A 24,210-nucleotide genomic window follows, 5' to 3' on the forward strand; every position below is an offset into this window, starting at 1 on the left:
CGAGACCGAAGATGACAGCCGCAGCCTCCCACCGCACCCCGGTGGTGATCACCGGGATCGGTGTGGTCACCCCGGCGGGGTGCACCCCCGACGCCCTGTGGGCCGCACTCCGCGCCGGCCGTTCCACCGCGGCCCCGCTCGACCACCTGGACCTGTCCCGCCACCGGGTCCGGATCGGTTGCCGGGTCAGCGGACTCGACACGCAGGGCCCCGACGCCCTCGTGTCCGCCAAGGACGCCCGGCGCATGGACCCCTTCGCGCTGTACGGCACCACGGCCGCGCTCGCCGCCCACCGCGACGCCGGTGCACCCGTGCCCGAACCCGGGCGCACCGCGATCGTCGTCGGCAACGCGGTGGGCGGCCGCGCCACCAGCGACCGCGAGTCCGCCCACTACAGCGAGGCGGGCCCGCACCGGGTCAACCCGCTGATGCCGCTGCTGACCATGCCGAACGCGGCGGCCGCCCAGATCGCCATGCGCCTCGGCTGGACCGGGCCCGCGACCACCATCGCCACCACCTGCGCCAGCGGCGTCGACGCCATCGGGCACGCCGCCGCGCTCCTCCGGTCGGGCCAGGCGGACGTGGCGATCGCGGGCGGCTGCGAATCCACCCTGACCCCGGTCACCCTCGCCGCCTTCGGCAACCTGAACGCGGTCTCCGGGCGCAACGACGACCCGGCGCACGCCTCCCGCCCCTTCGACCGGGACCGGGACGGGTTCGTCATGGGGGAAGGGGCCGGCTTCGTCGTCCTGGAACGCCTGGACGACGCGCTCGCCCGGGGCGCCCGCACCTACGCCCGGATCGCCGGGTACGCGGCCACCTCGGACGCGTACCACCTCTCGATGCCGCTGGCCGACGGGGCCGGCGCGGTCTCCGCGATGACCGGCGCGCTCACCGCCGCCGGGCTCGCCCCCGACGAGATCACCCACATCAACGCGCACGGCACCTCGACCCCGCACAACGACCGCGCCGAGGCCACGGCCCTCACCAAGGTCTTCGGCTCCGACGGCCCGCCCGTCACCGCCTCCAAGGGCGTCATCGGCCACCTCATCGGAGCGGCCGGCGCCGTCGAGATCATCGCCGCCGTCCAGGCGATGCGCGCCCAAGAGGTGCCGCCCACCGCCAACCACGAACACCTGGAGCCAGGAATGGAGATCGACGTGGTGCACACCAGTCCACGGCCCGTCGCCCTGGGACCCGCGCTGTCGAACTCCTTCGGCTTCGGCGGCCACAACGCGAGCATGGTGGTGGCGCCGGTATGACGACCACCGCCCAGACCACCGACCGGGCCACCGCCCAGCCCCGCACCGCGATCCGCACCCTCACCGCCGACGAGGTGGCCGCCTTCAGGGCCGCCGTCCGCGCGGACCTGCCCCCGGCCGGGCAGCCCGGCGCCTCACCGGTGCACGCCTTCGTCCTCGCGCACACCCTCGCCGACGCGACCGTACGCGACCTGGCGGCGGCCGAGCCCGAGCCCGTCTCCGTCGTCCACCTCGGCCAGGACATCCGGATCGAGCAGCCCCTGCTGCCCGGTGAGCGGATCACCGTCGGCCTCGACGTGGCCGGTGCCCGCCGCGAACCGAAGGGCACCCGCGTCGCCGTCCGGGCCCGCCTCACCGGCGAGGACGGCAACCCGCGCGCCGAACTCCTCACCAGCGCCCTGCTGGTGGGCGCCGCCACCATCGAGCCCTTCGGCCAGATCCCGGCACCGGCCGCACCCGCCCCGTCCGGCGGAGCCGGTGAGCCGGCCGCCGCGGAGCACCGGCTCACCCCCGCCTGGATCCGCGGCTACGCCCACGCGTCCGGCGACCTCAACCCGATCCACCTGGACGACCGGGCGGCCAAGGACGCCGGGTTCCCCAGTGTCATCGCGCACGGGATGAGCGTGCTGGCCCTGGCCGTCGAGGAGATCGCCGACCGGTACGCGGACGGCGACGTCACTCGGGTCCTCGCCGTCAGCGGGCGGTTCTCCGCACCGGTGGTCCCGGACGTGCCGCTGCGCGTCGAACTGGCCCCTGACGCCGACCGCACCCTCGTCCGCTTCACCTGCCGCACCCCGTCGGGCATCGCCGTGAAGAGCGGCTGGGCCCGGCTGGCGGGACGGCGGCCATGACCGGCCAGGGCGCCACCGACGGACTGCTCCCCGGCTTCCTCACCCAGGTCCGCGAGCGCCCCGACGCGCCCGCCCTGGTCTGGCACGGCGAGGAGACCAGCTACCGCGAGCTGTACGAGAGCGCCGGCCGCGAACGCGAACGGCTGGCACTCCTCGGGCTGCCGACCGGTGAACCCGTCGGCATCCTCGCCGAGAAGTCACCCGACGCCATCGCGCTCGTCCTCGGCTGCCTGCTCGCCCACCGCCCGTTCCTGCTGCCCTCCCCGCACCTCGGCGAGCAACTGCTGACCCAGCTCTTCGCCCAGGCAGGCTGCCGGCACGTGCTGACCCCCGGCGGCGAACCTCGTGGTGTGCGGGTCCCGGCCCGCTCGGCGGCGTACCCGGTGCCTCCCCGTACCGCCTTCATGCTCACCACGTCCGGTTCCACCGGGCTGCCCAAGACCGTTCCGCTGGACGAGCGGGCCGTCGACCGGTTCGTCAGCTGGGCCGGGCCCGCCTTCGCCATCGCGCCGGGGACCACCGTCCTCAACTACGCGCCGCTCAACTTCGACCTCTGCTTCCTCGACGTGTGGACGACCCTCGCGCACGGCGGCCGTGTCGTCCTCGTGGACCCGGACAAGGCCGTCGACGGACGCCACCTGCTCGACCTGCTGCTCCGTCACGACGTGGAGGTCGTCCAGGCCGTGCCGATGTTCTACCGGCTCGTCCTGGACGCGGCCCGCCGGGCCGGTGTGCTGCTGCCCTCGGTGCGCCGGGCCGCCTTCACCGGCGACGTCCTGCCGGAACGCACCCTGGCCGAGCTGCGCGAGGTGCTGCCCGCCGCCCGCCTCACCAACATCTACGGCTGCACGGAGACGAACGACAGCTTCACCCACGACGTCGACCCCGCGGCCACCGTCTTCGGCCCGCTGCCCATCGGCACCCCGCTCCCCGGGGTCTCGGTCCTCGTCCTGGACGCCGAAGGCCGCGAGGTCACCGGCCCCGGCGCCGGCGAGCTGCACGTCAGGACGCCCTTCCAGACCTCCGGCTACCTCGACCCGGCCCGCAGCCAGGGCCGGTTCACCGGCCATCCGCTCGGCCACGACGACGGCACCTGGTTCCGCACCGGCGACCTCGTACGGCGCGACGCCGACGGGCTGCTGTATCTCACCGGACGCAGCGACTTCCAGGTCAAGGTGCGCGGCGTCGCCGTCAACACCGCCGAGATCGAGCAGGTGCTGCTGAGCCACCCCGCCGTCCTGGAGGCCGGTGTCGCCGCGCAGCCCGACCCGCTCACCGGCAAACGGCTCGTCGCCGGGGTGCGGCGCGCACCCGGCAGCGGCCTCAACAGCCTGGTCCTGAAGGAACACTGCGCCCGCGCCCTGCCCAGGGCCGCCGTCCCCGGCGTTCTGCGGATCACCGATGAACCGCTGCCCAAGACCGCCACCGGAAAGGTCGACCGCACCGCGCTCGACCGGCTGAGCGGACCGTCCCGGCCGCCGTCCCCGGCGCCGGACCACTCCCGCCGGCTGACCACCGTAGAAGGAAGGACGTCATGAGCAACACGGCCACCATCAAGCAGTTCCTGATCGAGGAGTTCCTGCCGGACCTCACCCAGGACCAACTCGCCGACGACCAGGACCTGCTGTCGAGCGGAGCCATCGACTCGCTCGGCCTCCTCAAGCTGATCGCCTGGGTGGAGGACCGCTTCGGCCTCGCCGTGGACGACACGGACCTCGACCCCAACAACTTCCGCAGCGTCACCGCCATCGACACCTTCGTCGTCGGCGCCCGCCAGGAGGTGAATGGCTAACCATGCACGACGCGCTCACCGGCCTGCTGGCGCGGCGCACGGTGGCCGAGCACGAGACCTGGCGGTCTCTGTGGGACCGGCTCGGCGACGGCACGCTCCCCAGGGAGCAGGCCGTCGCCCTGCTGGCCTCGCTGACCACCCGGCTCCCCGACCCCGCGACGCTTGCCGCCCTGCACGGCACACTCCTGGAACGGCGCCCCGCGCGCCCCGGGCCCGCCTGGCCCGCGACCGTCAACGTCGTGGGCACCGGAGGCGGGCCCGCCACCTTCAACGTCTCCACCGCGGCGGCCTTCGTCGCGGCCGCCGCCGGGGTGCGTGTCGTCAAGTCCGGCTCCCGGGCCTACACCTCCAGCCTCGGCTCCGTCGACCTCCTCGAACGCCTCGGGGTGCGCCTGACCTCCTCGTACGAGCAGACCGAGGAGCACCTGGAGCGGGACGGGATCGCCTTCACCGGGCCGTTCGTCTACCCGGTCGAGCTCGCCCGGCTCGCCCGCCTGATCGCGCCCGTGAGCATGAAGCCCTTCGGGCGGTTCCTCAACGCGCTCGGCCCCCTCCTCGCCGATCTGCCGGTCACCGCCCAGGTCACCGGTGTCTCGCACACCATGCCCCTGGACGACCTGCGCCGCCTCGCCGCCACCCTCACCGGCCGCACGGTGTGGCTCACCAGCAACGACCGGGGCGCCGACGAACTCCTCGGCTTCGCCCGCAACACCGTCCACATCGCCCGGGGCGAGGACCAGGTCCTGGAGCCCGGCGCGCTGATCCCGGCCGACGGCGGCTTCGATGCGCTGGCCCCCGCGCCCAAGGACGCGGCCACCGACCACTTCCTGGCCGTGCTCGCCGGACGCGCCCACCCGGCGGCCACCCACACCGTCCGCCTCAACGCCGCCGCGCTCGCCCTCGCGGCCGGCCACCACACCACCTGGCGCGACGCGCTCGACGCCACGGACGACGCCGTCACCAGCGGGGCCGCCGTGGCCCTGGTCGAGCGGCTCCGCTCCCGGCGGACCGCGGCGACGGCGGGGGCGGTCCGCCATGGCTGACTTCTTCGCCGGGCGCGGACCGGGCCGGCCCGGGCTCACGCTGTTCCTCAACGCGGGGGACCCGCCGCTGGACGAGCTCGCCGAGGTCGTGCACATGCTGGACGAGGAGGGCGTCGACTGCCTCGAACTGGCGGTGCCCTTCCCGGACTCCTTCACCGACGGTCCGGTCGTACGCCGCTCCGCCCGCCGCGCCCTGGACCGGAGCACCGGCCTGGACGACGTCCTCGGCTTCGTCGCCCGCGTCCGGCCGGGGCTCCGGCGGCTGCGGATCGCGCTGCTCGCCGACTGGAGCCACTCCCTCAAGCACCGGGACCTGGGCGCGGCCGTCAAGGAGATCACCGCGTCCGGCGCCGACGGGCTCCTGGTGCACGGCCTGCCGCCCCGGCTGCGGGACGCCTACCGCGAGGCGACCGAAGCGGCGGGCACCGCCGTCGTCACCACCTGCTACCCGACCAGCCCCGAGGAGACCCGGGCCCGGGCGGCCCGCGAGTCCTCCGCGTACGTCTATCTGGTGGCGCACTACGGCCGCAGCGGCACCGCGCCGCCCGCCGGGCACGCCGCGCTCGCCCCGGTCGTCGCCGGGCTGCGGGCCCACACGAACTCCCCGATCGCCGTCGGCTTCGGGGTCAGTACGCGCAGCCACGTCGCGGCGGTCGCCGCGAGCGGGGCCGACGCAGCGATCGTCGGCTCCGCGGGCGTGGCCCGCGTGGAGCAGGCCCTCGAAGAGGAGGGCTCCGCCACCACGGCACTGCGCGACTTCGTCCGGTCGCTCCAGCCCGGACCGGACGAGACCAGCACGGCCAATACCCCTATCCGAACAAGGAGTTGACCATGATCATCCGTGACCTGGAGACCGTCAAGAGCGTCGACTGGGGCAACGGGCTCAGCCGTCGCTTCCTCACCGAGTCCGACGGCGTCGGCTACTCGATCACCGACACCACGGTGCGCGCCGGCACCAAGTCCCGCCTGGAGTACCGCAACCACCTGGAGTCCTGCTACTGCATCGAGGGCTCCGGAGAGGTGGTCGAGCTCGACGGCACCGTGCACCCCATCACGCCGGGCCGGCTGTACTCCCTGGACGAGCACGACGCGCACTACCTCGTCGCCTCCCCGCACGAGGACCTGCGGCTCGTCTGCGTGTTCACCCCGGCGCTCCAGGGCGACGAGGTCCACAGTCTCGACGCGCACACCTCCTCCGCCTACTGATCCCACCCGGCACCCGCACCTCCGAAAGGGGTCCCAGTGATCCGCTGGAACACCGACCAGGCCGACCTCCGGGCCGGCCTGGCCCGGTGGGGCGAGGCACTCAGCGCCGACCACATCGCCCAGGACGAACGAGCGGAGTTCTCCTGGGAGAAGTGGAAGCTGGTGCGCCGGTCCGGCATCCTCGCCCTGCCCTTCGCCGAGGAGCACGGCGGCCTCGGCCAGTCCCTGCTCACCACCATGTACGTCCTGGAAGGGCTCGGCGAGCACTGCCGTGACGCGGGTCTGAACTTCTGCGTCACGACCACGCTCGCCAGCACCGGCGTCCCCCTCATGCGGTTCGGCACGCCCGCGCAGAAGGAGAGGTACCTTCCCCGGATCAGCTCCGGCGAGGCGATCGGCGCCCACGCCATCACCGAGTCGGAGTCCGGCAGCGACGCGATGGCGATGACCACGCGCGCCGAACGCGACGGCGACGACTTCGTGCTGAACGGAAGCAAGTGCTTCGTCAGCAACGGCCCCGTCGCCGACGTGTTCGTCGTGTACGCGCGCACCCACCCCGACGGCGGGGCCCTGGGCGTGACCGCGTTCCTCGTGGACCGGGACACCCCGGGCCTGACCGTCGGCAAGCCCGTCAAGAAGATGGGCCTGCGCACCTCTCCGCTGAGCGAGCTGTACTTCGACGACTGCCGCATCCCGCGCGACCGGGTCCTCGGCCGGGTGGGCGGCGGCTTCATCGTCCTCGACCACGTGATGAAGCGGGAGATCCTGCTCTCGTTCATCGTGAACGTGGGGGAGATGCAGCACCGGTTCGACCGCTGCGTCGAGTACGCCCGCACCCGCCGGTCGTTCGGGAAGACCATCGGCTCCTACCAGTCCGTCGCCAACAAGATCGTGGACGCCAAGATCGGCCTGGAGTCGGCCAGGAAGTGGCTGTACGACACCGCCGAGCGGCTGGAGGAGGGTGAGGACGTCACCGAGGACCTGGCCATCGCCAAGCTGATCACCAGCGAGGCCAACCTCGCCGGCTCGCTCACCGCCGTCCAGGTCTTCGGCGGCCACGGCTACATGAGCGAGTACGGGCTCGAAATCGACGTCCGCAACGCGGTAGGCGGCACGATCTACTCGGGCAGCAACGAGATCCAGTACAACCGCATCGCGTCCAAGCTGGGCCTGGGCCGATGACCACCCTGTCCCCACCGCGCACCCTCAAGGTCTGCGGCGCCACCAGCACCCGTGACATCGAGGTGCTGGCCGGTGCCGGAGCCGGACTCGTCGGCCTGTGGCACGGCGTCCCCGGCGGCCCAGCGGACCTGCCCGAGCACGAGGTGGCCGCCCTCGCGGCGGCCGTCCGTGCCACCGGCACCCTGCACCCCGTCCTGGTCACCTTCCTCGGTGACCCGGACGCGGTCGTGGGTGTCCTGCGCCGCACCGGCATCCGCATCGTCCAGCTCCACGCCTACCAGCCGCCCGCCACCGTCCGCGCCCTGCGTACGGCGCTGCCCGACGCCGTCATCGTCAAGGTGCTGCACGTCTCGGACGGCACCTGCCCGGAACGCCCCCTGATCGGGGCGTACGAGCGGGCCGGCACCGACCTCTTCCTCATCGACGCCACCACCGCCGACGGCCGCGTCGGCAGCACCGGGCAGCGCCTGGACGAGGGCACCGTCCTCCGGCTGGCCGAACGGTTCACCCTGCCGTTCTGGCTCGCCGGCGGACTCACCCGGACCAACCGGTCCGCGTACGAACGGGTCCTGCGCCACCCCCGGCTGCGCGGCATCGACGTCGACACCGCGGCCCGCGGCGGCGACGGCCGCTTCGGCGCACCCGAGGTGGCCGGACTGGCCCACGCCTGGGACACCGGGCCGGGCCGCCCGGACCCCCGCACTCCTTCCGCCACGGACACCCCGACCACACGGCCTACGGAGCAGCCATGAGCCTTCCCTTCATCGAGTCCCTGCTGTCGGCGCCGCAGCCCCTGGTGATGGAGGTCAAGCGGCGCGACGCGTTCGGCTTCGACCTCATCTCCGGCCACACCCCCGCAGAGATCGTCACCGCCTACGAGAAGGCCGGGGCGCCCTGCATCTCGGTCGTCACGGGACGCTGGTTCGGCGGCACCCGCGAACTGCTCCGCGATGTCGCCCGGCTGACCGAACTCCCCTTGCTCCAGAAGGACTTCATCACCCGCAAGGATCAGCTGGAGACCGCCCGGGAGCTGGGCGCCTCGGCCGTCCTGCTGACCGCCGGACTGCTGTCCGCGTCCGCGCTGCGCGGTCTCACCACCGCCGCGCTCAGCGCGGGCCTGACCCCGTTCGTGGAGACCACCACCGAGGCCGAGATCGAGTCCGTGCCGCACGCCGACGAGTGCGTCATCGCCGTCAACAACAAGGACATCAAGACCCAGGAGCGCGACCGGGGCGACCTGGCCCGCAGCTTCGAGCTGCTGCCCGCCCTGCGCGCGAGCGGCACGCCCTGCCCGGTGAGCGCCAGTGCCATCGACAGCCCGCAGACGGCGGCCAGGCTGCTCGACGCCGGCTACAAGGGGCTCCTCGTCGGCACCGCCCTGCTGCGCAGCGGCGACCCCGGCGAGTGGCTCCGCACCTTGGAGAGCAGCCGGCAGACCGCGCAGCCGGCCCTCCATCCGTCGTGAGTGTCCACACCGCGCGAAGGGGGCTCCGCGGCCGCGGAGCCCCCTTCCTCGTGTCCGCCCTCAGGACACGACGCGGTTGACCAGCTGGTCGCGCACCCGTGCCGGGATGTCGGGGGCGAACCGGCGCAGATAGTGGTCGATGTGCCGGTCCGCGCCGACCAGGAACGGCAGGTCGAAGACCAGCAGCCGGCGCACCGCGAGCAGCGGCACCGGCGAGCGCAGCGGCGCGAAGTCCTCGTTCCACAGCCCCGGCTCGGCGCACAGCGGATGGAACTGGCCGATCATCAGCCCCTGGGCCACGAAGTCGTCCTTCGCGTCCGACTGCAACAGGTCCAGGTCCGCCGGGTCCGCGTGGTCCAGGTCCGGAAGGACCATCAGTACGGTGAGGAGTTCCCGCTCGTCCTCCGCGAGCTCCGACGCCAGCCGTTCGTACCAGGTGCGCAGCGCCTCCACGGCGCCCGGCAGCGCGGCCGGGGTGCTCCGCGCGGGCACGGCGAGCAGGAACCGGCCTGCACGCAGCGAGGGCTGGGTGTACGGGCACACCGGGCCGCTGCGGCCCAGCTCGGGATGGCTCGACACCAGGAAGGTCCGGCTCCACTCCAGCACCTCGCGCAGCGGCCCGAGCTGTCCGGCCGGCACGAGGCCCCGGTCCACCTGACCCGGCGTGTAGATCTGAAGTCGGCTGTCGCCCCTCATCGCGGCTCCCGCCACAGCGGCCGGAGGCGTGGCCCGCCGTCCGGCAGCACGATGTCCTCGCCCAGCCGTACGAAGCCCTGGCCGCGCGCCGACGCCTCGCCGCCGGGCGAGCTCGCCTCCGCGTAGGCCCCGCACCCCGCCGCGTCGGCCTCCCGCAGCACCTCGGCGACCAGGGCGCCGAGCAGCCCCCGGCCGCGTGCTCCGCCGCGCACCGCGCCGAACGACGCGTAGTAGTGCGGGGCGGCCGGGTGCCGGGACGCCTGGAGCTCGGCGATCAGCGCCAGTGACGCGGCCTCGCGGACACCGAGGACGTCCTCGAAGCGCCCGGCGAACTCCTCGCCCCGCGCCTCCAGCTCCGCCTGGGCACCCGGCGGCGTCCACAGCAGCACGGCGTCCAGGTCCGGGGTGCAGGTCACCGCGTCGTACGCGAAGGACATGTCGAGGAACACCCCGAACAGGGCGGGCAGCACCCGCGCCCTGCGCTCCGGGTCCGGGGTGATCCAGCGGGTGAGCGGGTCGTCGTGGAACGCGTCCGCCAGCAGGGCCGCGAGGGCGCCGGCTTCGTCGTGTCGGGCGCGCCGCAGAACCGGCCGGGGTGCCGTCGGCAGGGGCGGCGGGAACGTGGACAGGTGGGTCACGAAGTTCTCCTCCCGTTCGATGAGGGGTGTGCCGGGCGCGGCGGTCGGGCGCGCCCGGTCGAGGCCAGCTGCTCCACCCGGGCGTGCAGCTGGTCGAGGTGCAGTTCGGCTTCGGGTTTGATCAGGACGCTGCGCATCACCCGGGCCGTCGGTGCGTCGGCCACGACACCGGGTCTGCGCCGGGCGAAGTCCGCCGCGTCGGTGCGCAGCACGCTGAGGAACACGGGGTCCCGCTCCGCGTGCATGCCGTCCGTGAGCAGCCGGCCGGACGCGGCGTCGACGGCGGACAGCGTCAGCGGCCGCGTCGCGGGGAAGTAGCTGACGATGTCCAGCTGGGGTGCCTGGTACGTCTCCAGTTCCTCGGACGCCTCGATGCGCTCCGCCCATCCGACGGCCGCGCGGCGGCTGCCGGCCAGGATCTCGCCGAAGCCGTCCCGGGTCGGGGGCAGCAGTTGCAGCGTCAGCCAGAGCGCGGCGGCCGCCGCCCCGGCCCGGGAGCACTCCAGGCTGATCTCGCCCAGGTGCAGTGCGGCTTCGGTGAAGTAGGTGTACGGCGAGTCGTGCGCGAGGTGGTTCCGGGCGGCGTCGTCGTTGAACAGCACCGCCCCGCACCCGTAGGGCTGGAGCCCGTGCTTGTGCGGGTCCACGACGACCGAGTCGCAGTCCGCGATGGCCCGCCACGGGCGTACGTCGATGCCCTCGGGCCGGTCCGAGCGCCCGAGGATCGCGTAGAACCCGCCGTACGCGGCGTCCACATGCACCCGTACGCCGTAACGCCGGGCCAGCGGCACCACCTCGTGCACCGGGTCGACCGCCCCCAGCCCCGTCGTCCCCGTGGTCACCACCACCGTGCCGACCCGGCCGGCCGCGAGCAGCCTTTCCAGGGCGTCCAGGTCGATGCGGCCGAGGCCGTCGGCGGGCACCCGGTGGCCCTCGACGCCGAGCACCCCGCACATGCGGGCGTGCGTGTAGTGGCACTCGGCGCTGTACGCGATGCCGCGTCCGGGGTGCGTCCGGCGCGCCACGTACAGCGCCTCCAGGTTGGCCATGGTCCCGCTCGTCGTGAGATGGCCCAGGTGCGAGCCCTGGAAGCCGAACATCCCGGCGAGCAGGTCCACGCACTCGCGTTCCATCTCGGTGGTGGCCGGGCCGCCCTCGGCGGCGTGGTTGTTCGGGTTGAACAGCATCGCGGTGACGTAACCGACGACCGCCGCGGGATGGGGCGGCTTGACCATCTGCCCCGCGTAGCTCGGATGGAAGAACGGATAGTTGTCGTCCAGCCGCTTGGAGAACGCGGCGAACGCGGCACCGAACTCCTCGTCCCCGACCAGGTGCGACGGGTGCTCCCGGTACGGGCCGAAGCGTTCTCCCCATTGTTCGGCCACGTCTACGGCACGCGGCAGCCAGTTACGAAGATCCACGGTCGGCCTTCCGGTGGGGGCAGGTGGGCAGGGGCGTGGGGCATCGGACGGCTCAGGTATACGGAGCGGAGCGCAAGCCGACCGCAAGCGGATTCCTGGCGGATCTGGCTCCGGCCTGGACGCGTTCTCAAGCGCGAAAACGGGACATTCGTGGCGTACGGGCCTTCCGGATGGTCGCCCTAGCAGCCCCCGAGACGCTTGCTAGCCGTCCTTGCTGCACTCGGGCGCGTCCGCCGAATCCCAGCAGCAGGAGTTCCGTGATGGTGACCAGACGCACTCTGATGACCGCCCTGAGCGTCACCGGCGCCGGGCTGTTCACCGGCGCGGCCTTCACCCCGCTGATGACGGCGGGCGCCGCCCCGCGCGAGGGCGCCGCCGCGACCGGCCAGGGCGTGCCCGTCGGCCCCGCCGTCCAGCCGTTCCAGGTGCCGCTGCCCCTGCTGCCGGTGCTGACCCCCGCCGCGACGCGCGGCGGCGCAGACGTCTACGACATGGCGATGCGCCGCACCCGCGCCGAGATCCTGCCGGGCCTGAGCACCGACGTCCTCACCTACGACGGACACTTCCCCGGCGGCATCGTCCGGGCCCGCTCCGGGCGCCCCGTGGTGATGCGCCAGCACAACCAGCTGGGCGTGGACACCTCGGTGCACCTGCACGGCGCCTCGGTGCCCGTCGACAGCGACGGCGACCCGATGAGCACCTTCGCCTCCGGGACGAGCCGCACCTACACGTATCCCAACCAGCAGCCGCACGCCTCGCTCTGGTACCACGACCACGCCCACCACTCGGAGTCCGAGAACTGCTACCGGGGCCTGTCGGGCAGCTATCTGCTCACCGACGACGTGGAGGAGGCGCTGCCGCTGCCCGCCGGGCGCTACGACGTCACCGTGGCGCTGCGCGACGCCCACTTCGACGACGACGGGCAGCTGCTGTACATCCTGGACGACGCGGCGGGCCGCTCCACGATCCTCGCGAACGGCAAGCCGTACCCGTATCTCCAGGTCGCCGCCCGCAAGTACCGCTTCCGGCTGCTGAACTCCTCCAACCTGCGGTTCTTCGCGCTGCGCCTGGCCGACGGCTCGTCCTTCACGCAGATCGGTTCCGACGGCGGCCTGCTCCCGCGCCCCTTCACCACCGACTCGCTGCTCCTGTCACCGGCCGAGCGGGCGGACGTCGTCATCGACTTCTCCCGCTACCCGGTCGGCACGCAGCTCGTCCTGGAGAACACCCTCGGCCCCGGCGATCCGGACCGGACGGGCAAGGTCATGCGCTTCGACGTGGTGCGCACGGCGCCCGACCCGAGCCGGGTGCCGCCCGTACTGCGTACACTGCCGCCGCTGCCGCCGGTGACCGGGCGGCGCTCCTTCGATCTGAACGTCGCCGTCGTCGGCGGTGAACCGCAGGGCACCATCAACGGCCGCGTCTACGACCCGGCGCGCATCGACACCGAGATCCCGTACGGCGCCAGCGAGATCTGGACCGTCACCAACACCAACACGGACGTGCCGCACAACTTCCACATGCACTTGGTGCAGTTCCGCGTCCTGGAACGCAACGGCACGTCGCCCACCGGGGCCGAGGCGGGGCTGAAGGACACCGTGTGCCTGATGCCCGGCGAGACGGTCAGACTCCAGGCCACCTTCGACTCCTACCGGGGCACCTACGTCTACCACTGCCACCTGCTCGACCACTCCGCGATGGGCATGATGGCCCGGATGCGCATCCGCTGACCCGTCGCACCCCGGCACGCCCGTTCGAGTATCGCTCGACGTCCGCTGGAGGAGCGCTCGTGATCCTGTCCAGGGCGGCCCCCGCGCCCGCGGCGGGAGCAAAGGCACCTCTATCCTCGTCAACAGCGAGCCTCGGCAACCTACTTACGAACCGGACAAGAGCGAGGACGTACCCGATGACACCCAATTCGTACCCGCAGCAGCAGGGCCCCACCGGCGCGCAGGCGCCGTACCAGCAGCCGTGGGGACAGCCCGCCGCGCCCGTGCCGCCGCGGGAGGACCGCCCGAACAAGGCCGCGGGCTGGCTGCACATGATCTCGGTCATCACGCTCGGGCTCATGGCCGGCCTGTTCTTCGCCTTCGACGTCTCGGTCATGCCCGGCCTCGCCAAGACCGACGACCGCACCTACGTGACCGCGATGCAGCAGTTCAACGCGATGATCGACGGCAATGGCCTGTTCGCGCTCATCTTCATGGGGGCCATCGTCGCGGCGGGCCTCGCCGCGTTCCTGGAGTTCCGCCGCGGACGCAGGACCATCGCCCTGTGGGCCGGCCTCGCCGCCGTCCTCTACCTCGTCGTCCTGATGCTGACGATGGGCGTCGAGATCCCGCTCAACAACCAGCTCGCCGACCTCGGCAACCCGGCCAAGATCCACGACTTCTCCCTGGTCGACAAGTTCAAGGGGACCTGGGAGACCGTCAACATCTTCCGGACGCTCCTCAACACGGCGGCCCTGGGCTGTGCGGCGTACGCCGCCAAGCTGCACGGCCGCGCGGAGGCGCTGCTGTCCGTCGGACGCTGAGCCGACGCTGCTCCGGGAGGGCGGGTACGGGCACGGGCCCCGTACCCGCCCTCCCGCGCGTTCAGCTGCCGCCGTTGAGGACGAGGGCCCAGCACAGCAGCCCGGTGGCGGCGATGCACAGCAGCGTCCGCAGCACGTTCCCCCGCGCCCAGGCCCCTTCGAATGCCGCCCGCACCGCCTCGGGCCGCGCGATCCCGTCCACCGGGCCCGCCGCCTCCAGCGCGTTGTTCAGCGGGATGTTCAGGCGGCTGGTCACCCCCATCGACGCGATGTAGCAGACGAGCGCCGCGACGGTCGGCACCACGGCGTCCCGGTCCCCGCCGCCGAACTGGAGCCCGACCGCGAGTCCGGTGAACACGAGGGCCCCGATGTAGCCGAGCACGAACCATCCGTTGAGGATGGCCACGTTGACCCGCTGCATCACATCGATGAACGTACGGTCCCCCGCACCGCGCAGCGCCGGCATGACGGAGATGGCGAAGCCGTAGAACAGCCCGCTGATCAGCCCCGTCGTCACGGTGGCCGCGATGAGCGCGAGCGTGAGTGCGATCTCCATTGCCTGACCCTTCAGCTTCTGCCGGTGCGGCGGTGCTTGCGCAAGTCAACTCTCCTCTGCGCAAAGGGAATGCAACAGGAAGGTCAAGGACCAGAGTACGGGGGCCCCGCGAGGTCGGGGTGCCATTTGTGACACCCTGCGCGGGTGGATGATCTCGTCGGCACCCAGACCCCGGTCCGCCGCCTCACCGACCTTGCCGAGGCGGTCGCGGAACTCGAACGGGTGCTGCCCGCGCTCACGGCGCACCGCCTGCCGTCCCCGCCGGGCGTCGACTGGCCCCGCCTGGAAGCCGCCCTGGGGACGGCCCTGCCCGCCGACTACAAACTCCTGCGCGACCGCTACCCGACGTTCGTGCTGAGCGACTTCCTGCACGTGGGCGGCCCCGCCCCGGGCGGCGAAACGGCCTGGGCCGAGGACACCGACGACCTGGAGACCCTGGCCGAGTGGTGCGAGGACGCCGACCTGGACGTCCCCCTGCACCCGTACCCCGCCCCCGGCGGGCTGCTGCCCTGGGCGTGCTCCAACCAGGGCGACTACTTCCTGTGGACCACGGACCCGGCCGGCCCGTCGGCCTGGACGGTGACCGTCGCCTCACGCAACGGGGGCTGGTGGCACTACACCGGGGGAGCGGTGCAGTTCCTCGCCGACCTCGCGGGCGGCGCACTGGAGTTCTGGGGGCTGCCGAGGATCCGGCCGGAGATCACCTGGATCCAGCCCCAGGACCTCACGGCCTGAAGCGGGTCTGGCTGAACGTCCCGCCCCGGCCGAACGCGAGGATCTTCGTCGGCCGGACGGCGAACACCGGGACGACCGCGCCCGGTGCCCCGGAGGTCTCCGGCTGGGGCCCCTCCGGCCGGTGCCGGAAACCGCCCTCGACCACGTCGTACGGCCACCCGATCTTCGCCATCCACAGCTCCGCGAGCCGCTCCAGCGTCACGCGCTCAAAGACGCGCAGCGCGGGCCCCTCGACCACGACGTCGAGCCCTCGCCCGTACGCGTTGTCGCCGGTCGTCAGGACGCAGTTCGGATTACGGGTGAGGTTGCGGCCCTTCTGCTCCTCAAGACCCGTCGAGAAGTGCAGCGCCCCGTCGAGCCACACCGCCGGCAAGGGCGTCACATGCGGCCGCCCGTCCGGCCGGACCGTCGAGAGCCAGAAGATCTCGGCCTGTTCGAGTACGGCCACCACCTCGGCCCACGGGGTCGCCGTGGCACCGGCGCTGCTGTAGCCGGGATGGAGCTCCGCCACGGGTTCGTTCATCATGACTCCGTCCTCGACACGGTCCTGGAAGCCCAGTCTGCGCGGCCGTCACGGCCTCCGCCCGCACGCCGGGCACATTTCCCGAGGAATACCCGGAACGGGGGCTCCGGCGAAGCCCCGGGCTACGCTCACCCCATGCCGAACCCCCTTCCGCTGACCGCGCCCCTGCTCACCGCCCTGGGCGGCATCCCCGCGCAGGCCGAGCCACTGGACAGCAGCCCCCGGTCCCGGGTGTGGCGGGTGCGGGCGGCCGACGGGCGGCCCGTGATCGTCAAGCAGATCACCGACGACGGGGACACCACCGCCGACGCGGACGCGCGCTTCGCCCGCGAGGCCGCCGGACTGCGCCTGGCGGGACGGGGCACCGTGGCCCCCGCGCTGCTCGCCGCGGACCCGGCGGCGCGGGTCATGCTCCTGGAGTACGTGGACGACCTGGGCCGGACCGAGGACTGGATGCCGGGCTACGCCGAAGCGCTGGCTCGGCTGCACGCGCTGACCGGGCCCGCCGACGCGGGCGCCCTTCCCGCCTGGTCGGGCCCCACGGCCGCCGACGCGGAGTCCTTCCTCGCCCTCGCCCGCGCGCTCGACGTGCCCGTACCGGCCGCCGTCCCGGACGAACTCGCCGGGCTCCTGGCACGGCTCGACCCCACCGGGCACCACGCCCTGCTCCACGGCGACCCCTGCCCCGGCAACGACCTCCGCACCGCCGAAGGCGTCCGCTTCGTCGACTTCGAGGGCGCCGCACTCGGCAACGGCCTCGTCGAGCTCGCGTACTTCCGCATCGGCTTCCCCACCTGCTGGTGCGCCCTGTCGGTCACGGCGGCCCCGCTCACCGAGGTGGAAGCCGTCTACCGCTCCACCTGGCGCGACCTCACGGGCCGGGACGTGCCGGGCGACCTCGCCGACGCGTGCGCGGGCTGGCTGATCCGGGGCGACGCGCTTGTCGAACGGGCGCGGCGGGGGACGGCCGACCAGCTCGCCCGGGTGCCCGCCGAGGACTTCGAGTGGGGGTACATCTCCGCCCGCGAACGCCTCGTGCACCGCCTGGGAGTGGTCGCCGACCTGACCCGTGACCACGACCACCTGCATGCCCTGGGCCGCCTCGCCTCCGCCCTGGCCACCCGCCTGCTGGAACGCTGGCCGGCCCTGCGTCCGCTGCCGGCGCCGGACGCGCGGCCCTGGTACTGAACGGCGTGTCACCCGTACGGGTCGATTCCGCTCGCGCGGGGTCCGGGTAAGGAGGGCCCGTCCGTCCCCGACAGCCTCCCGGAGGCACCCGTGCCCGAAATGAACGACCCCTACCGGCCCGGCACCCCCTGCTGGATCGACCTGATGGTCCCCGACCAGCAGGCGGCCATCGACTTCTACTGCGACCTCTTCGGCTGGCAGGGCGAGGTGGGCCCGCCGGAGCAGGGCGGCTACTCCGTCTGCACCCTCAAGGGCAAGCCGGTCGCCGGGATCATGAAGGCGATGAACCCGGACGGCACGGTGCCGGACCCGATGCCGCCGACGGCGTGGACGACGTACCTGTCGACCGACGCCATCGACGCCACGCTCACGTCCGTCACCGACGCGGGCGGCACGGTCGTCGTTCCCCCGATGGACGTCATGGACCTCGGCCGCATGGCCGTCGTCGCCGACCCGGCGGGCGCCGTCTTCGGCCTGTGGCAGCCCGGCACCTTCGGCGGCGCGGGCATCGTCAACGAGCACGGCGCGCTGGTCTGGAGCGAGCTGACCACCCCCGACCCGGACGCGGCGTCCGCGTTCTACTCCGCCGCCCTGCCGGTGACGGCGACCCCCTCCGAGATGGAGGGGGCCGACGGCTACGTCGAGTTCCAGGTCGACGGGCGGGCGGTGGGCGGCATGATGGACATGAGCAAGGTGCCGCCGGGTGTCTCGCCGCACTGGCAGCCGTACTTCGCCGTGGACAGCGTGGACGACATCCAGGCGGCCGCGGTCCGCGCCGGGGGCGCGGTCCTGGCCCCCGCCTTCGACATGGTCGCCGGCCGCATGGCGGTCCTGGCCGACCCCCAGGGCGGCGCGTTCTCGGTCATCGCGCCGAAGATGTCCTGACCTCCGCTCCCCGCCCTGAAGGACGGGGATTCCGCCACGGCCGGGTCAGGTGCACCGGCTGATGGCGGACCGCGCCGCCGGCCGCAAGGAGGGCGAGCCGCGGCCGGGCGGTGTGCCGAAGCCGTTCACGCTGCTCGAAGAGAGACGGTGACGGGCTGAGCGGTCCCCGCGCGGTCGGGGGCATGGGGCCCGTCAGCCCGTCACGACCTGCGTGTTCTGCCCGGCGGTCAGCAGCCACCGTCCGTCGTCGCCCCGGCTCATCACGTACAGCGGAGCGCCCTCGCTCTCCTCCTCGGGTGCCAGGTAGCGCTGCCGGACCTTGACCGCCGCGACGTCCGGGCGGATGAAGAGGACGTGCGCCACGTCGTAGGTGACGTGCCCGGCCCAGTCGGCGGCGGGCAGCACGGCCCGGGTGAACGCGGAGATCGCGTCGATGCCGATGAGGACCTTGCCGTGGGCCGTCGTCCAGACCGCGTCGGGCCGGAAGAGGGCCAGGAACGCGTCGGGGTCCTTGCGCTGCTGGGAGCGTTCGACGGCGGCGACGACCGCGCGGATCGCTTCGAGGTCGGCGGTGTGTTCCGGGGTGAGCGTTTCGGTATCCATGCCGGGCATCCTGCAACCTCAAGTCCGATTGAGATCAAGGGCCGCCCCGGGCGCCCGCTCCCGTCCGGGGAGCAGGAACGGCGTCCCCAGGATGAGCACCCCGGCGACCCCGAGGGCCGTGCGCGGCCCGGTGGCGTCGGCGAGCAGCCCGGCAAGCGCGGTGAGCACGGCGATGGATGCCTGCTGCCCGATCGACCAGGCGGTGAGCATACGGGCGACGAGGTGCTTGGGTGTGTGCTCCAGCCGGTACGTGGAGAGCACCGGCCCGTACAGGCTCATGTTGACGATGATGGCCAGCTCGACGGCCATCACCGTGACGAGCCCGACGACACCCGGCCGTACGAACACCAGCCCGATCAGCCACACCGCGCGCAGGGTGCCCACGGTCCGGAAGACCCGGTCGCGGCCGTAGCGGGCGACGACCCGGCGGGCCAGCCGAGAGCCGATCAGCCCGCCGAGACACGGAGCGGCGAAGGCGAGACCGTACTGCCAGGGCGGAAACCCGAGCCGGCGCAGCAGGAGCACGGCCAGCAGCGGTTCGGTGGCCATGATGAGGCCGCCGACGAGGACCTGGTTGACGTAGAGCGCGCGCAGCACGGGGTGGCCGAAGATGCGCCGCCACCCGGCGAGCAGCGCGCCCGCCTTGAGCGAGTTCCCCTCCCCGGGGCGTGGCGCCTCCTCCTCGCCCCGGATCGCGGTGATGCCGAGCGCGGAGAGCAGATAGCTGAGCGCGTCGGCCACCACGGTGGTGACCGGCCCGAAGACCCCGATCGCCGCGCCGCCGAGGGGCGGTCCGACCGCGATGGAGCTCCAGTTCGTGGACTCGAACCGCGCGTTGGCGACGAGCAGGTCCTCCTTGCGGACGAGTGCCTTCAGATACGCGCCGCTCGCCGCGCCGAACGCGATCTTCGCCGCGGCGATCACCGCCGACACCACCAGCAGCTGGACGAACCCGAGCAGCCCGAAGGCGTACGCGACAGGGATGGACGCCATGGCAGCGAACCGGACCAGGTCCATCCCGATCATGACGGGCCGCTTGCGCCGGAACTCCACCCACGGCGCGAGCGGCACGGCGATCAGCGCCCCCACGGCGGGCCCGACCGCCGACAGCGCGGACACCTGGGCGGGCCCGGCGTCCAGCACGAGCACGGCGAGCAGCGGCAGCGCCCCGAACCCGAGCCCCGACCCGTACGCGCTCACCGCGTAGGCGGCCCACAACCAGCCGAACGGCCGGCCCAGCGCTCTTCTGCCCACCACACCTCACCCGGACAACCGAAAAGGGACGGGCGAGAGCTAACCGCGTACGAGAATCCCAGGTCAAACAACCACATGCCGGTTGGTGCACAACCAAGAGTTGTGCACCAACCGGATGGGCGGGCTACCGGCTCAGCACCGCCTGCAGTTCCGTGACCCACTGGGAGCGGTCGTCCGGCGGGCAGGACAGCGAGACCTCACGGGGGTAGCCCACCTGCCCGCGGTCGTTGTCCTCAAGCCAGCGGACCAGCAGCTGCTCGGTGGCCAGCACGTCGTCCATCGGTCCTCGGTGCACGATGGTGGCGGCCTCGTCCGCCCCCGGCAGAAGGACGAGGGCGAACTCGTGGCCCTCGGGCACCGCGTCCCGGTCGACGGGCAGGGCGGCGTGCACCGTGATCGCGCCGCCGCCCTCGGGGGCGTCCTCGTAATAGGCGACGCCCGGTCCGACCGGCCGCACCCCGGCGGCGTCCGTCAGCCGGCACAGCCGCTCGAAGAGCGGACCGACCACGGGCCCGATGTGCTTCGGCTCCCAGCTCCCGGCGGTCGCCGACAGCTCCGCCACCCACTGCCCGGGCAGGCTCTTGATCACCACGTCGTTCGCGGACATCCGTCCCTCACTCTCGATCGTCCGGAGTCTCGCCTCCACCTGGCCCAGGCGTGCCTGCGCGGCCGCCCTCTCCGTCTCCAGCTCCGCCCGGCGCAGCCGGAGCATGCCGCGCAGCTCATCGGCGTTCACCTGCTCGTCGACGATGATGCCGACCTGTTCCAGGGTGAAGCCGAGTTCCTTGAGCGCGACGATGCGGTTGAGGCGGGCGAGCTGACCGGCACCGTAATAGCGGTAGCCGCTTGCCGGGTCGGTGCGCTGCGGGTGCAGCAGGCCGAGGGCGTCGTAGTGCCGCAGCATCCGGATCGACACCTGGCCGTATTTGGCGAATTCTCCGATGGTCAACATGACGACTCCAGTGCAGGGCCTCACACGGTGTCAGGGTCAACACCCCTGATCAGGATTCCACCGGCGACGCGTCCCGCTGATCGTTTCAGCACGTCGGTACGTGTCCGGAGGCGGCGGAGGCATGGTCCGGGTGGCCCCGGCCGAAACGATCAGTAGGCTCCCTCCTCGTGGACCTCCAAGCAGTGCGCACCTTCGTCGCCGTCGCGGAAGCGGGCGGCTTCCAGAAGGCCGCGGCCGACCTCTCGGTCACCCAGCAGGCCGTCTCGAAGCGGATCGCCGCGCTGGAACAGGCCCTCGGCGTGCGGCTGTTCACGCGCGCCCCGCGCGGCGCCGAGCTCACCATCGACGGCCGGGCGTTCCTGCCCCACGCCCGCGACCTGCTGCGCGCGGCCGAGCGCGCCGGCGCGTCCGTACGCCCCGGCAGCCGGCCGCTCCGCGTCGACGTGATCGCGTCCCGGACCGCGCAGTCGAGCCTGATGCGCGCCTTCCACCGCGCGCACCCCGGGATCGCCCTCGACGTGATGATGCTGGTCAGCATGGACACGGCCGTCGCCGCGCTCCGCTCGGGCGAACTCGACGCGACCTTCCGCGCGGTGGCCGCCCCCGGCCACCCCCTCCCCGACGACATCGCGTCCGCCCGTGTCCTGGACGAACCTCTCCAGCTCCTCACCGGCCCCGCCCACACCCTGGCCGACGCCCCCTCGGTGACCCTCGCCGACCTGGTGGGCCACCGCATCTGGATGCCGGGCATCGCCCCCGGCACGGAGTGGGGCGCCTACTACGACGACCTGGTCGCGGAATTCGCCCTCACGATCGAGGCGACGGGCCCGAACTTCGGCTCGGACGTCCTGCTCGACACCATCGCGGACACCCCGTCCCTGGCCACGTTCATGGGCGAGCACTCCCGCCTCATCTGGCCCACGGGCCACGACCTGCGCCGCATCCCGATCACCGCCCCGACCCCGGCCTACCCCCACTCCCTCCTCTGGCACCGCGACAACCCGCACCCGGGGCTGGGGACGCTGCGGACGTACCTGGCGGCGGCGGGGGAGTGGGGGGCGGCGGGGTCCTGGGCGCCGGGGTGGGCGACCGGGCGCTGAACGGGAGCGGGGGTCAGGGGCCCTGGAACGGGGGCCGGGGCTGGGCGGGGGGCGGTCCGGCGTAAGGGGAGGGGACAGCGGGGGCGTCGGTGCGAGGCGGCTGCTGCCGGGCACCGTACGGCGGTGGGCCGCCGGGCGTGGTCCCGGGGGCGGGCATCATCCGCTGCTGTGCCACGCGGCCCGGGCGGCGGCGTACGGCGCCGAGGGCGAGTGCGGCGATCACCCCTCCGATCAGCGCGGCGGGCATCGCCCACGGCGGCAGCCCCGTGCTCGTCGCGGCGGCGGCGGCCGGGTCCGGGTCCGGGGTCGCCGCTGTTTCGGGTGGTGTGGACGTGGCGGCGGGCTTCGGCTCTGCCGGGACGGCGCCGGCCGGAGTTCCGGGCTTCCAGGACTCGACGGGCCTGGGCGTGACACCGGTCCCGGTGGTGGCGGCCACCGTGAGCGGGAGTGTGTCCCCCTCGGTACGGGTGGCTCCGCCGATGCCGACCTGGACGTAGTAGGTTCCGGCTTGCTCGATGGGCTTGTAGTCGATGGTTCCCACGGTGCACTCGGTGGTGAAGGTGCCGCCGCTTTGGGCCGTGGCGTGACCGCGGTAGATCAGCTCGATGCCGTCGGAGGCGCCGTCGCACAGGAGGGGCCGGCGGGTGGGGTCGTAGATGCGCACACCGAGCCGCTCGTAGTGGGGTGAGGGGCCGGGGTCGTAGCCGCCGGGCACCTCGACCGACGCCTTGACGTCCAGGCGCTGGCCGGGCTTGAGGGTGATCTTCCAGAAGTGGAAGTCGCCGACCGTGAGCTGCCGTTGAGCGCCGTCGCCGAGCGGGGTGCTGCTGTTGAACGAGTAGCCCCCCGTCGTTCCCGTGTCGCCGTCGGCGGCGTTCGCGGCGCCGGTGGCGAGGAGGCTGAACGCCGCGGTGGTCATGAGTGCGGTACGTACGCGCATGTCAGGTTCTCCTGCGGCGGTTGCGGGCGACGGCGAATCGAAGGGCCAGGGTCAGCAGGAACGCGGCCGGGGCGGCGATGGCGAGGGCCACCGGGCGGTCCAGGAAAGGCGTGGCGGCCGCGGTCGTCCCGGTGGTGCCGGCGCGGCGGTCGCCGGTGCTCGGGGGCGTGCTGTCGGTGCTCGGGGGAGTGGTCGGCTGTCCGGCCTCGGCGCCCGCACCGGTGACCCGTTTGTCGGGTGTCCCGTCCGGGCGGACGGCCCGGTCGGCGATTCCGACGGCCACCTCGACCGGCTCGGCCTGTGATGTCCGGACCTCGCTGTGGATGCGGGCGCAGACCTCGGTACTGTCGGCCCCGGCGGGAATCTCGTCCCAGGACAGGCGTTCGGACTGCACGCCGATGGACATGATGTTGGACCACCGGTCCTCGACCGCCGTCTCCCTGGCCCACACTCCGGGCTGCCCGGGGAGCGACAGCTGGGCGTTGACCGATGTCGGGGTCTCCCACGTGCCGGCCGGGATGACCGAGCCGGAGAACCGTAGCGACTGTCCCGGGTGCAGCGTGACCTTGTACCAGCGGGACTCGCCCTCGCGGATCGTGTCGAGGTACTGGCCGGGGACAAGGGTGGGGGCGCTGGGGCAGTCCTTGCCCCCGCTGGTCCTGGTACCGCTCAGCGCGTACGGAGTGAGGGCGCGCTTCACGGACTGGTCCAGCCGGTCGGCCAGTTCGTCCGCGTCACCCGCGTCCACGTACCTCCCCTTGGTGGCCTTCGCGATGCACGTCAGCTCGCGCTTGGCGGCGGCGTCGACCCTCAGCCCGACGGTGTCGATGACCAGGTCGATCCCGGCCCCCTTGAGCTCACGGGCGACCTGGCACGGGCTCGGCGGAGCGCAGTTGTCCTCGCCGTCACTGACGAGGATGATCCGGCGCGGTCCGGTGTCACCGAGGTCGGCGGCCGCGGCCCGGAGGCTGCGGCCGATCGGCGTCATCCCGACCGGCTTCAGCGCCTGCACCCGGGCCAGTGCGGACGCCTTAGAGGCGGAGTCCATCGGGGCGACGGGGGCGAGGAGTTCGGTGTCCTTGCATCCGGGGCCCTTGGCCTCACCGGCGTACTCGGATCCGTACACGCGCAGCCCCATGGCCGTGCCGTCGGGTGTCCCGTCGAGGAGACGGCGCACGGCGGTCTTGGCGGCGGCGAGCCTGCTCTGCCCGCCCGCGTCCTTGGTCGCCATCGACCCGGACACATCGAGGACCGTCTCGATACGGGGCGGCGCCTTCTCCGCGGCGGGTGCGGCCCCGGCCGGGGTGCCCGCCAGTACGACGGCGGCGAGAGCCAGGGCGAATCCGGCCCGGAGGCGGGCCGGTGCGGTCATCAGGGGCCCCTCT

Annotated in this window: 26 protein-coding genes; 16 read left to right on the plus strand and 10 right to left on the minus strand. The window is 73.0% G+C overall.

What is annotated here, in order from left to right; translation table 11 throughout:
* The first annotated feature begins 11 nt into the window (after positions 1-11).
* Genes ACZ6C6_RS27255 through ACZ6C6_RS27300 form a run of 10 tightly spaced genes read left to right on the plus strand, consistent with a single transcriptional unit; the run spans position 12 to position 8,801 of the window.
* A complete protein-coding gene (locus ACZ6C6_RS27255) occupies positions 12-1,262 on the plus strand; it encodes a beta-ketoacyl-[acyl-carrier-protein] synthase family protein (protein WP_469206220.1) in 1,251 nt (416 codons plus the stop codon).
* A complete protein-coding gene (locus ACZ6C6_RS27260; protein ID WP_469206222.1) occupies positions 1,259-2,113 on the plus strand; it encodes a MaoC family dehydratase in 855 nt (284 codons plus the stop codon). Before ACZ6C6_RS27255 ends, ACZ6C6_RS27260 begins: the two co-directional genes overlap by 4 nt.
* Positions 2,110-3,651: an AMP-binding protein gene (locus ACZ6C6_RS27265; RefSeq protein ID WP_469206224.1), complete on the plus strand. Its 1,542-nt coding sequence runs from the start codon at positions 2,110-2,112 to the stop codon at positions 3,649-3,651. Before ACZ6C6_RS27260 ends, ACZ6C6_RS27265 begins: the two co-directional genes overlap by 4 nt.
* Positions 3,648-3,905 (plus strand): phosphopantetheine-binding protein, encoded by a 258-nt coding sequence (locus ACZ6C6_RS27270; RefSeq protein WP_164404293.1) that lies wholly within the window; start codon positions 3,648-3,650, stop codon positions 3,903-3,905. The genes ACZ6C6_RS27265 and ACZ6C6_RS27270 overlap by 4 nt, the downstream gene beginning before the upstream one ends.
* 2 nt (positions 3,906-3,907) lie before the next feature.
* Positions 3,908-4,948, plus strand: a complete 1,041-nt coding sequence (locus tag ACZ6C6_RS27275) for a hypothetical protein (protein ID WP_469206226.1) — start codon at positions 3,908-3,910, stop codon at positions 4,946-4,948.
* On the plus strand, positions 4,941-5,777 hold the full coding sequence (gene trpA / locus ACZ6C6_RS27280) for a tryptophan synthase subunit alpha (RefSeq protein WP_469206228.1): 837 nt from the start codon (positions 4,941-4,943) through the stop codon (positions 5,775-5,777). Before ACZ6C6_RS27275 ends, trpA begins: the two co-directional genes overlap by 8 nt.
* Positions 5,778-5,779: 2 nt before the next feature.
* The gene (locus ACZ6C6_RS27285; RefSeq protein ID WP_161209518.1) at positions 5,780-6,154 is read left to right on the plus strand and encodes an ectoine synthase; all 375 of its coding nucleotides are present in this window, start codon (positions 5,780-5,782) and stop codon (positions 6,152-6,154) included.
* A gap of 36 nt (positions 6,155-6,190) precedes the next feature.
* Complete coding sequence (locus ACZ6C6_RS27290; protein ID WP_469206230.1) at positions 6,191-7,336, plus strand: acyl-CoA dehydrogenase family protein; 1,146 nt, start codon at positions 6,191-6,193, stop codon at positions 7,334-7,336.
* Positions 7,333-8,088 carry a phosphoribosylanthranilate isomerase gene (locus ACZ6C6_RS27295; RefSeq protein ID WP_469206232.1) on the plus strand — a complete coding sequence of 252 codons (756 nt, stop codon included), beginning with the start codon at positions 7,333-7,335 and terminating at the stop codon, positions 8,086-8,088. Before ACZ6C6_RS27290 ends, ACZ6C6_RS27295 begins: the two co-directional genes overlap by 4 nt.
* Positions 8,085-8,801: an indole-3-glycerol-phosphate synthase gene (locus tag ACZ6C6_RS27300; protein ID WP_469206234.1), complete on the plus strand. Its 717-nt coding sequence runs from the start codon at positions 8,085-8,087 to the stop codon at positions 8,799-8,801. Before ACZ6C6_RS27295 ends, ACZ6C6_RS27300 begins: the two co-directional genes overlap by 4 nt.
* 60 nt (positions 8,802-8,861) lie before the next feature.
* Here the strand turns inward: ACZ6C6_RS27300 and ACZ6C6_RS27305 are convergent, their stop codons facing one another.
* From ACZ6C6_RS27305 to ACZ6C6_RS27315, 3 genes are read right to left on the minus strand one after another with little or no spacing between them, the layout of a single operon-like run.
* A complete protein-coding gene (locus ACZ6C6_RS27305) occupies positions 8,862-9,497 on the minus strand; it encodes a DUF6875 domain-containing protein (protein ID WP_469206236.1) in 636 nt (211 codons plus the stop codon).
* On the minus strand, positions 9,494-10,135 hold the full coding sequence (locus ACZ6C6_RS27310) for a hypothetical protein (RefSeq protein WP_469206238.1): 642 nt from the start codon (positions 10,133-10,135) through the stop codon (positions 9,494-9,496). The genes ACZ6C6_RS27305 and ACZ6C6_RS27310 overlap by 4 nt, the downstream gene beginning before the upstream one ends.
* Entirely contained in the window at positions 10,132-11,556 is a 1,425-nt protein-coding gene (locus ACZ6C6_RS27315; RefSeq protein WP_469206240.1) for a pyridoxal phosphate-dependent decarboxylase family protein, read from the minus strand. The genes ACZ6C6_RS27310 and ACZ6C6_RS27315 overlap by 4 nt, the downstream gene beginning before the upstream one ends.
* 260 nt (positions 11,557-11,816) lie before the next feature.
* Here ACZ6C6_RS27315 and ACZ6C6_RS27320 point away from each other — a divergent pair, with 260 nt between their 5' ends.
* A complete protein-coding gene (locus tag ACZ6C6_RS27320; RefSeq protein WP_469206242.1) occupies positions 11,817-13,286 on the plus strand; it encodes a multicopper oxidase family protein in 1,470 nt (489 codons plus the stop codon).
* 176 nt (positions 13,287-13,462) lie between these two features.
* A complete protein-coding gene (locus ACZ6C6_RS27325) occupies positions 13,463-14,089 on the plus strand; it encodes an anthrone oxygenase family protein (RefSeq protein ID WP_469206244.1) in 627 nt (208 codons plus the stop codon).
* Positions 14,090-14,150: 61 nt separating this feature from the next.
* On the opposite strand, the gene ACZ6C6_RS27330 is transcribed toward ACZ6C6_RS27325, so the two are convergent.
* Entirely contained in the window at positions 14,151-14,645 is a 495-nt protein-coding gene (locus ACZ6C6_RS27330; protein WP_469206246.1) for an anthrone oxygenase family protein, read from the minus strand.
* 144 nt (positions 14,646-14,789) lie between these two features.
* Between ACZ6C6_RS27330 and ACZ6C6_RS27335 the strand changes: the two genes are divergently transcribed.
* Positions 14,790-15,380 carry an SMI1/KNR4 family protein gene (locus ACZ6C6_RS27335; RefSeq protein ID WP_469206248.1) on the plus strand — a complete coding sequence of 197 codons (591 nt, stop codon included), beginning with the start codon at positions 14,790-14,792 and terminating at the stop codon, positions 15,378-15,380.
* On the opposite strand, the gene ACZ6C6_RS27340 is transcribed toward ACZ6C6_RS27335, so the two are convergent.
* Positions 15,370-15,906: a pyridoxamine 5'-phosphate oxidase family protein gene (locus ACZ6C6_RS27340; RefSeq protein ID WP_469206250.1), complete on the minus strand. Its 537-nt coding sequence runs from the start codon at positions 15,904-15,906 to the stop codon at positions 15,370-15,372. The two genes, ACZ6C6_RS27335 and ACZ6C6_RS27340, sit on opposite strands and share 11 nt — an antisense overlap.
* Positions 15,907-16,038: 132 nt before the next feature.
* Here ACZ6C6_RS27340 and ACZ6C6_RS27345 point away from each other — a divergent pair, with 132 nt between their 5' ends.
* Both ACZ6C6_RS27345 and ACZ6C6_RS27350 read left to right on the plus strand, forming a co-directional pair.
* On the plus strand, positions 16,039-17,091 hold the full coding sequence (locus ACZ6C6_RS27345; protein ID WP_469206252.1) for a phosphotransferase: 1,053 nt from the start codon (positions 16,039-16,041) through the stop codon (positions 17,089-17,091).
* Between the two features lie 99 nt (positions 17,092-17,190).
* Positions 17,191-17,976: a VOC family protein gene (locus ACZ6C6_RS27350; RefSeq protein WP_469206542.1), complete on the plus strand. Its 786-nt coding sequence runs from the start codon at positions 17,191-17,193 to the stop codon at positions 17,974-17,976.
* A gap of 192 nt (positions 17,977-18,168) precedes the next feature.
* Here the strand turns inward: ACZ6C6_RS27350 and ACZ6C6_RS27355 are convergent, their stop codons facing one another.
* From ACZ6C6_RS27355 to ACZ6C6_RS27365, 3 genes are all read right to left on the minus strand, one after another.
* Positions 18,169-18,579 (minus strand): SgcJ/EcaC family oxidoreductase, encoded by a 411-nt coding sequence (locus tag ACZ6C6_RS27355; protein ID WP_469206255.1) that lies wholly within the window; start codon positions 18,577-18,579, stop codon positions 18,169-18,171.
* An 18-nt stretch (positions 18,580-18,597) separates the two neighbouring features.
* Positions 18,598-19,836 (minus strand): MFS transporter, encoded by a 1,239-nt coding sequence (locus ACZ6C6_RS27360; protein ID WP_469206257.1) that lies wholly within the window; start codon positions 19,834-19,836, stop codon positions 18,598-18,600.
* A 121-nt stretch (positions 19,837-19,957) separates the two neighbouring features.
* Positions 19,958-20,785, minus strand: coding sequence for a MerR family transcriptional regulator (locus tag ACZ6C6_RS27365; protein WP_469206258.1), 828 nt, complete (start codon positions 20,783-20,785; stop codon positions 19,958-19,960).
* Positions 20,786-20,952: 167 nt separating this feature from the next.
* Here ACZ6C6_RS27365 and ACZ6C6_RS27370 point away from each other — a divergent pair, with 167 nt between their 5' ends.
* Complete coding sequence (locus ACZ6C6_RS27370) at positions 20,953-21,885, plus strand: LysR family transcriptional regulator (protein ID WP_469206260.1); 933 nt, start codon at positions 20,953-20,955, stop codon at positions 21,883-21,885.
* 13 nt (positions 21,886-21,898) lie between these two features.
* Here ACZ6C6_RS27370 and ACZ6C6_RS27375 read toward each other — a convergent pair whose 3' ends face one another.
* Together ACZ6C6_RS27375 and ACZ6C6_RS27380 are read right to left on the minus strand one after the other, a co-directional pair.
* Positions 21,899-22,825 (minus strand): hypothetical protein, encoded by a 927-nt coding sequence (locus ACZ6C6_RS27375; RefSeq protein WP_469206262.1) that lies wholly within the window; start codon positions 22,823-22,825, stop codon positions 21,899-21,901.
* Position 22,826: 1 nt separating this feature from the next.
* Entirely contained in the window at positions 22,827-24,197 is a 1,371-nt protein-coding gene (locus ACZ6C6_RS27380) for a vWA domain-containing protein (RefSeq protein ID WP_469206264.1), read from the minus strand.
* Between the last annotated feature and the right edge of the window lie 13 nt (positions 24,198-24,210).

The sequence above is a fragment of the Streptomyces sp. NPDC041814 genome, assembly GCF_055590565.1.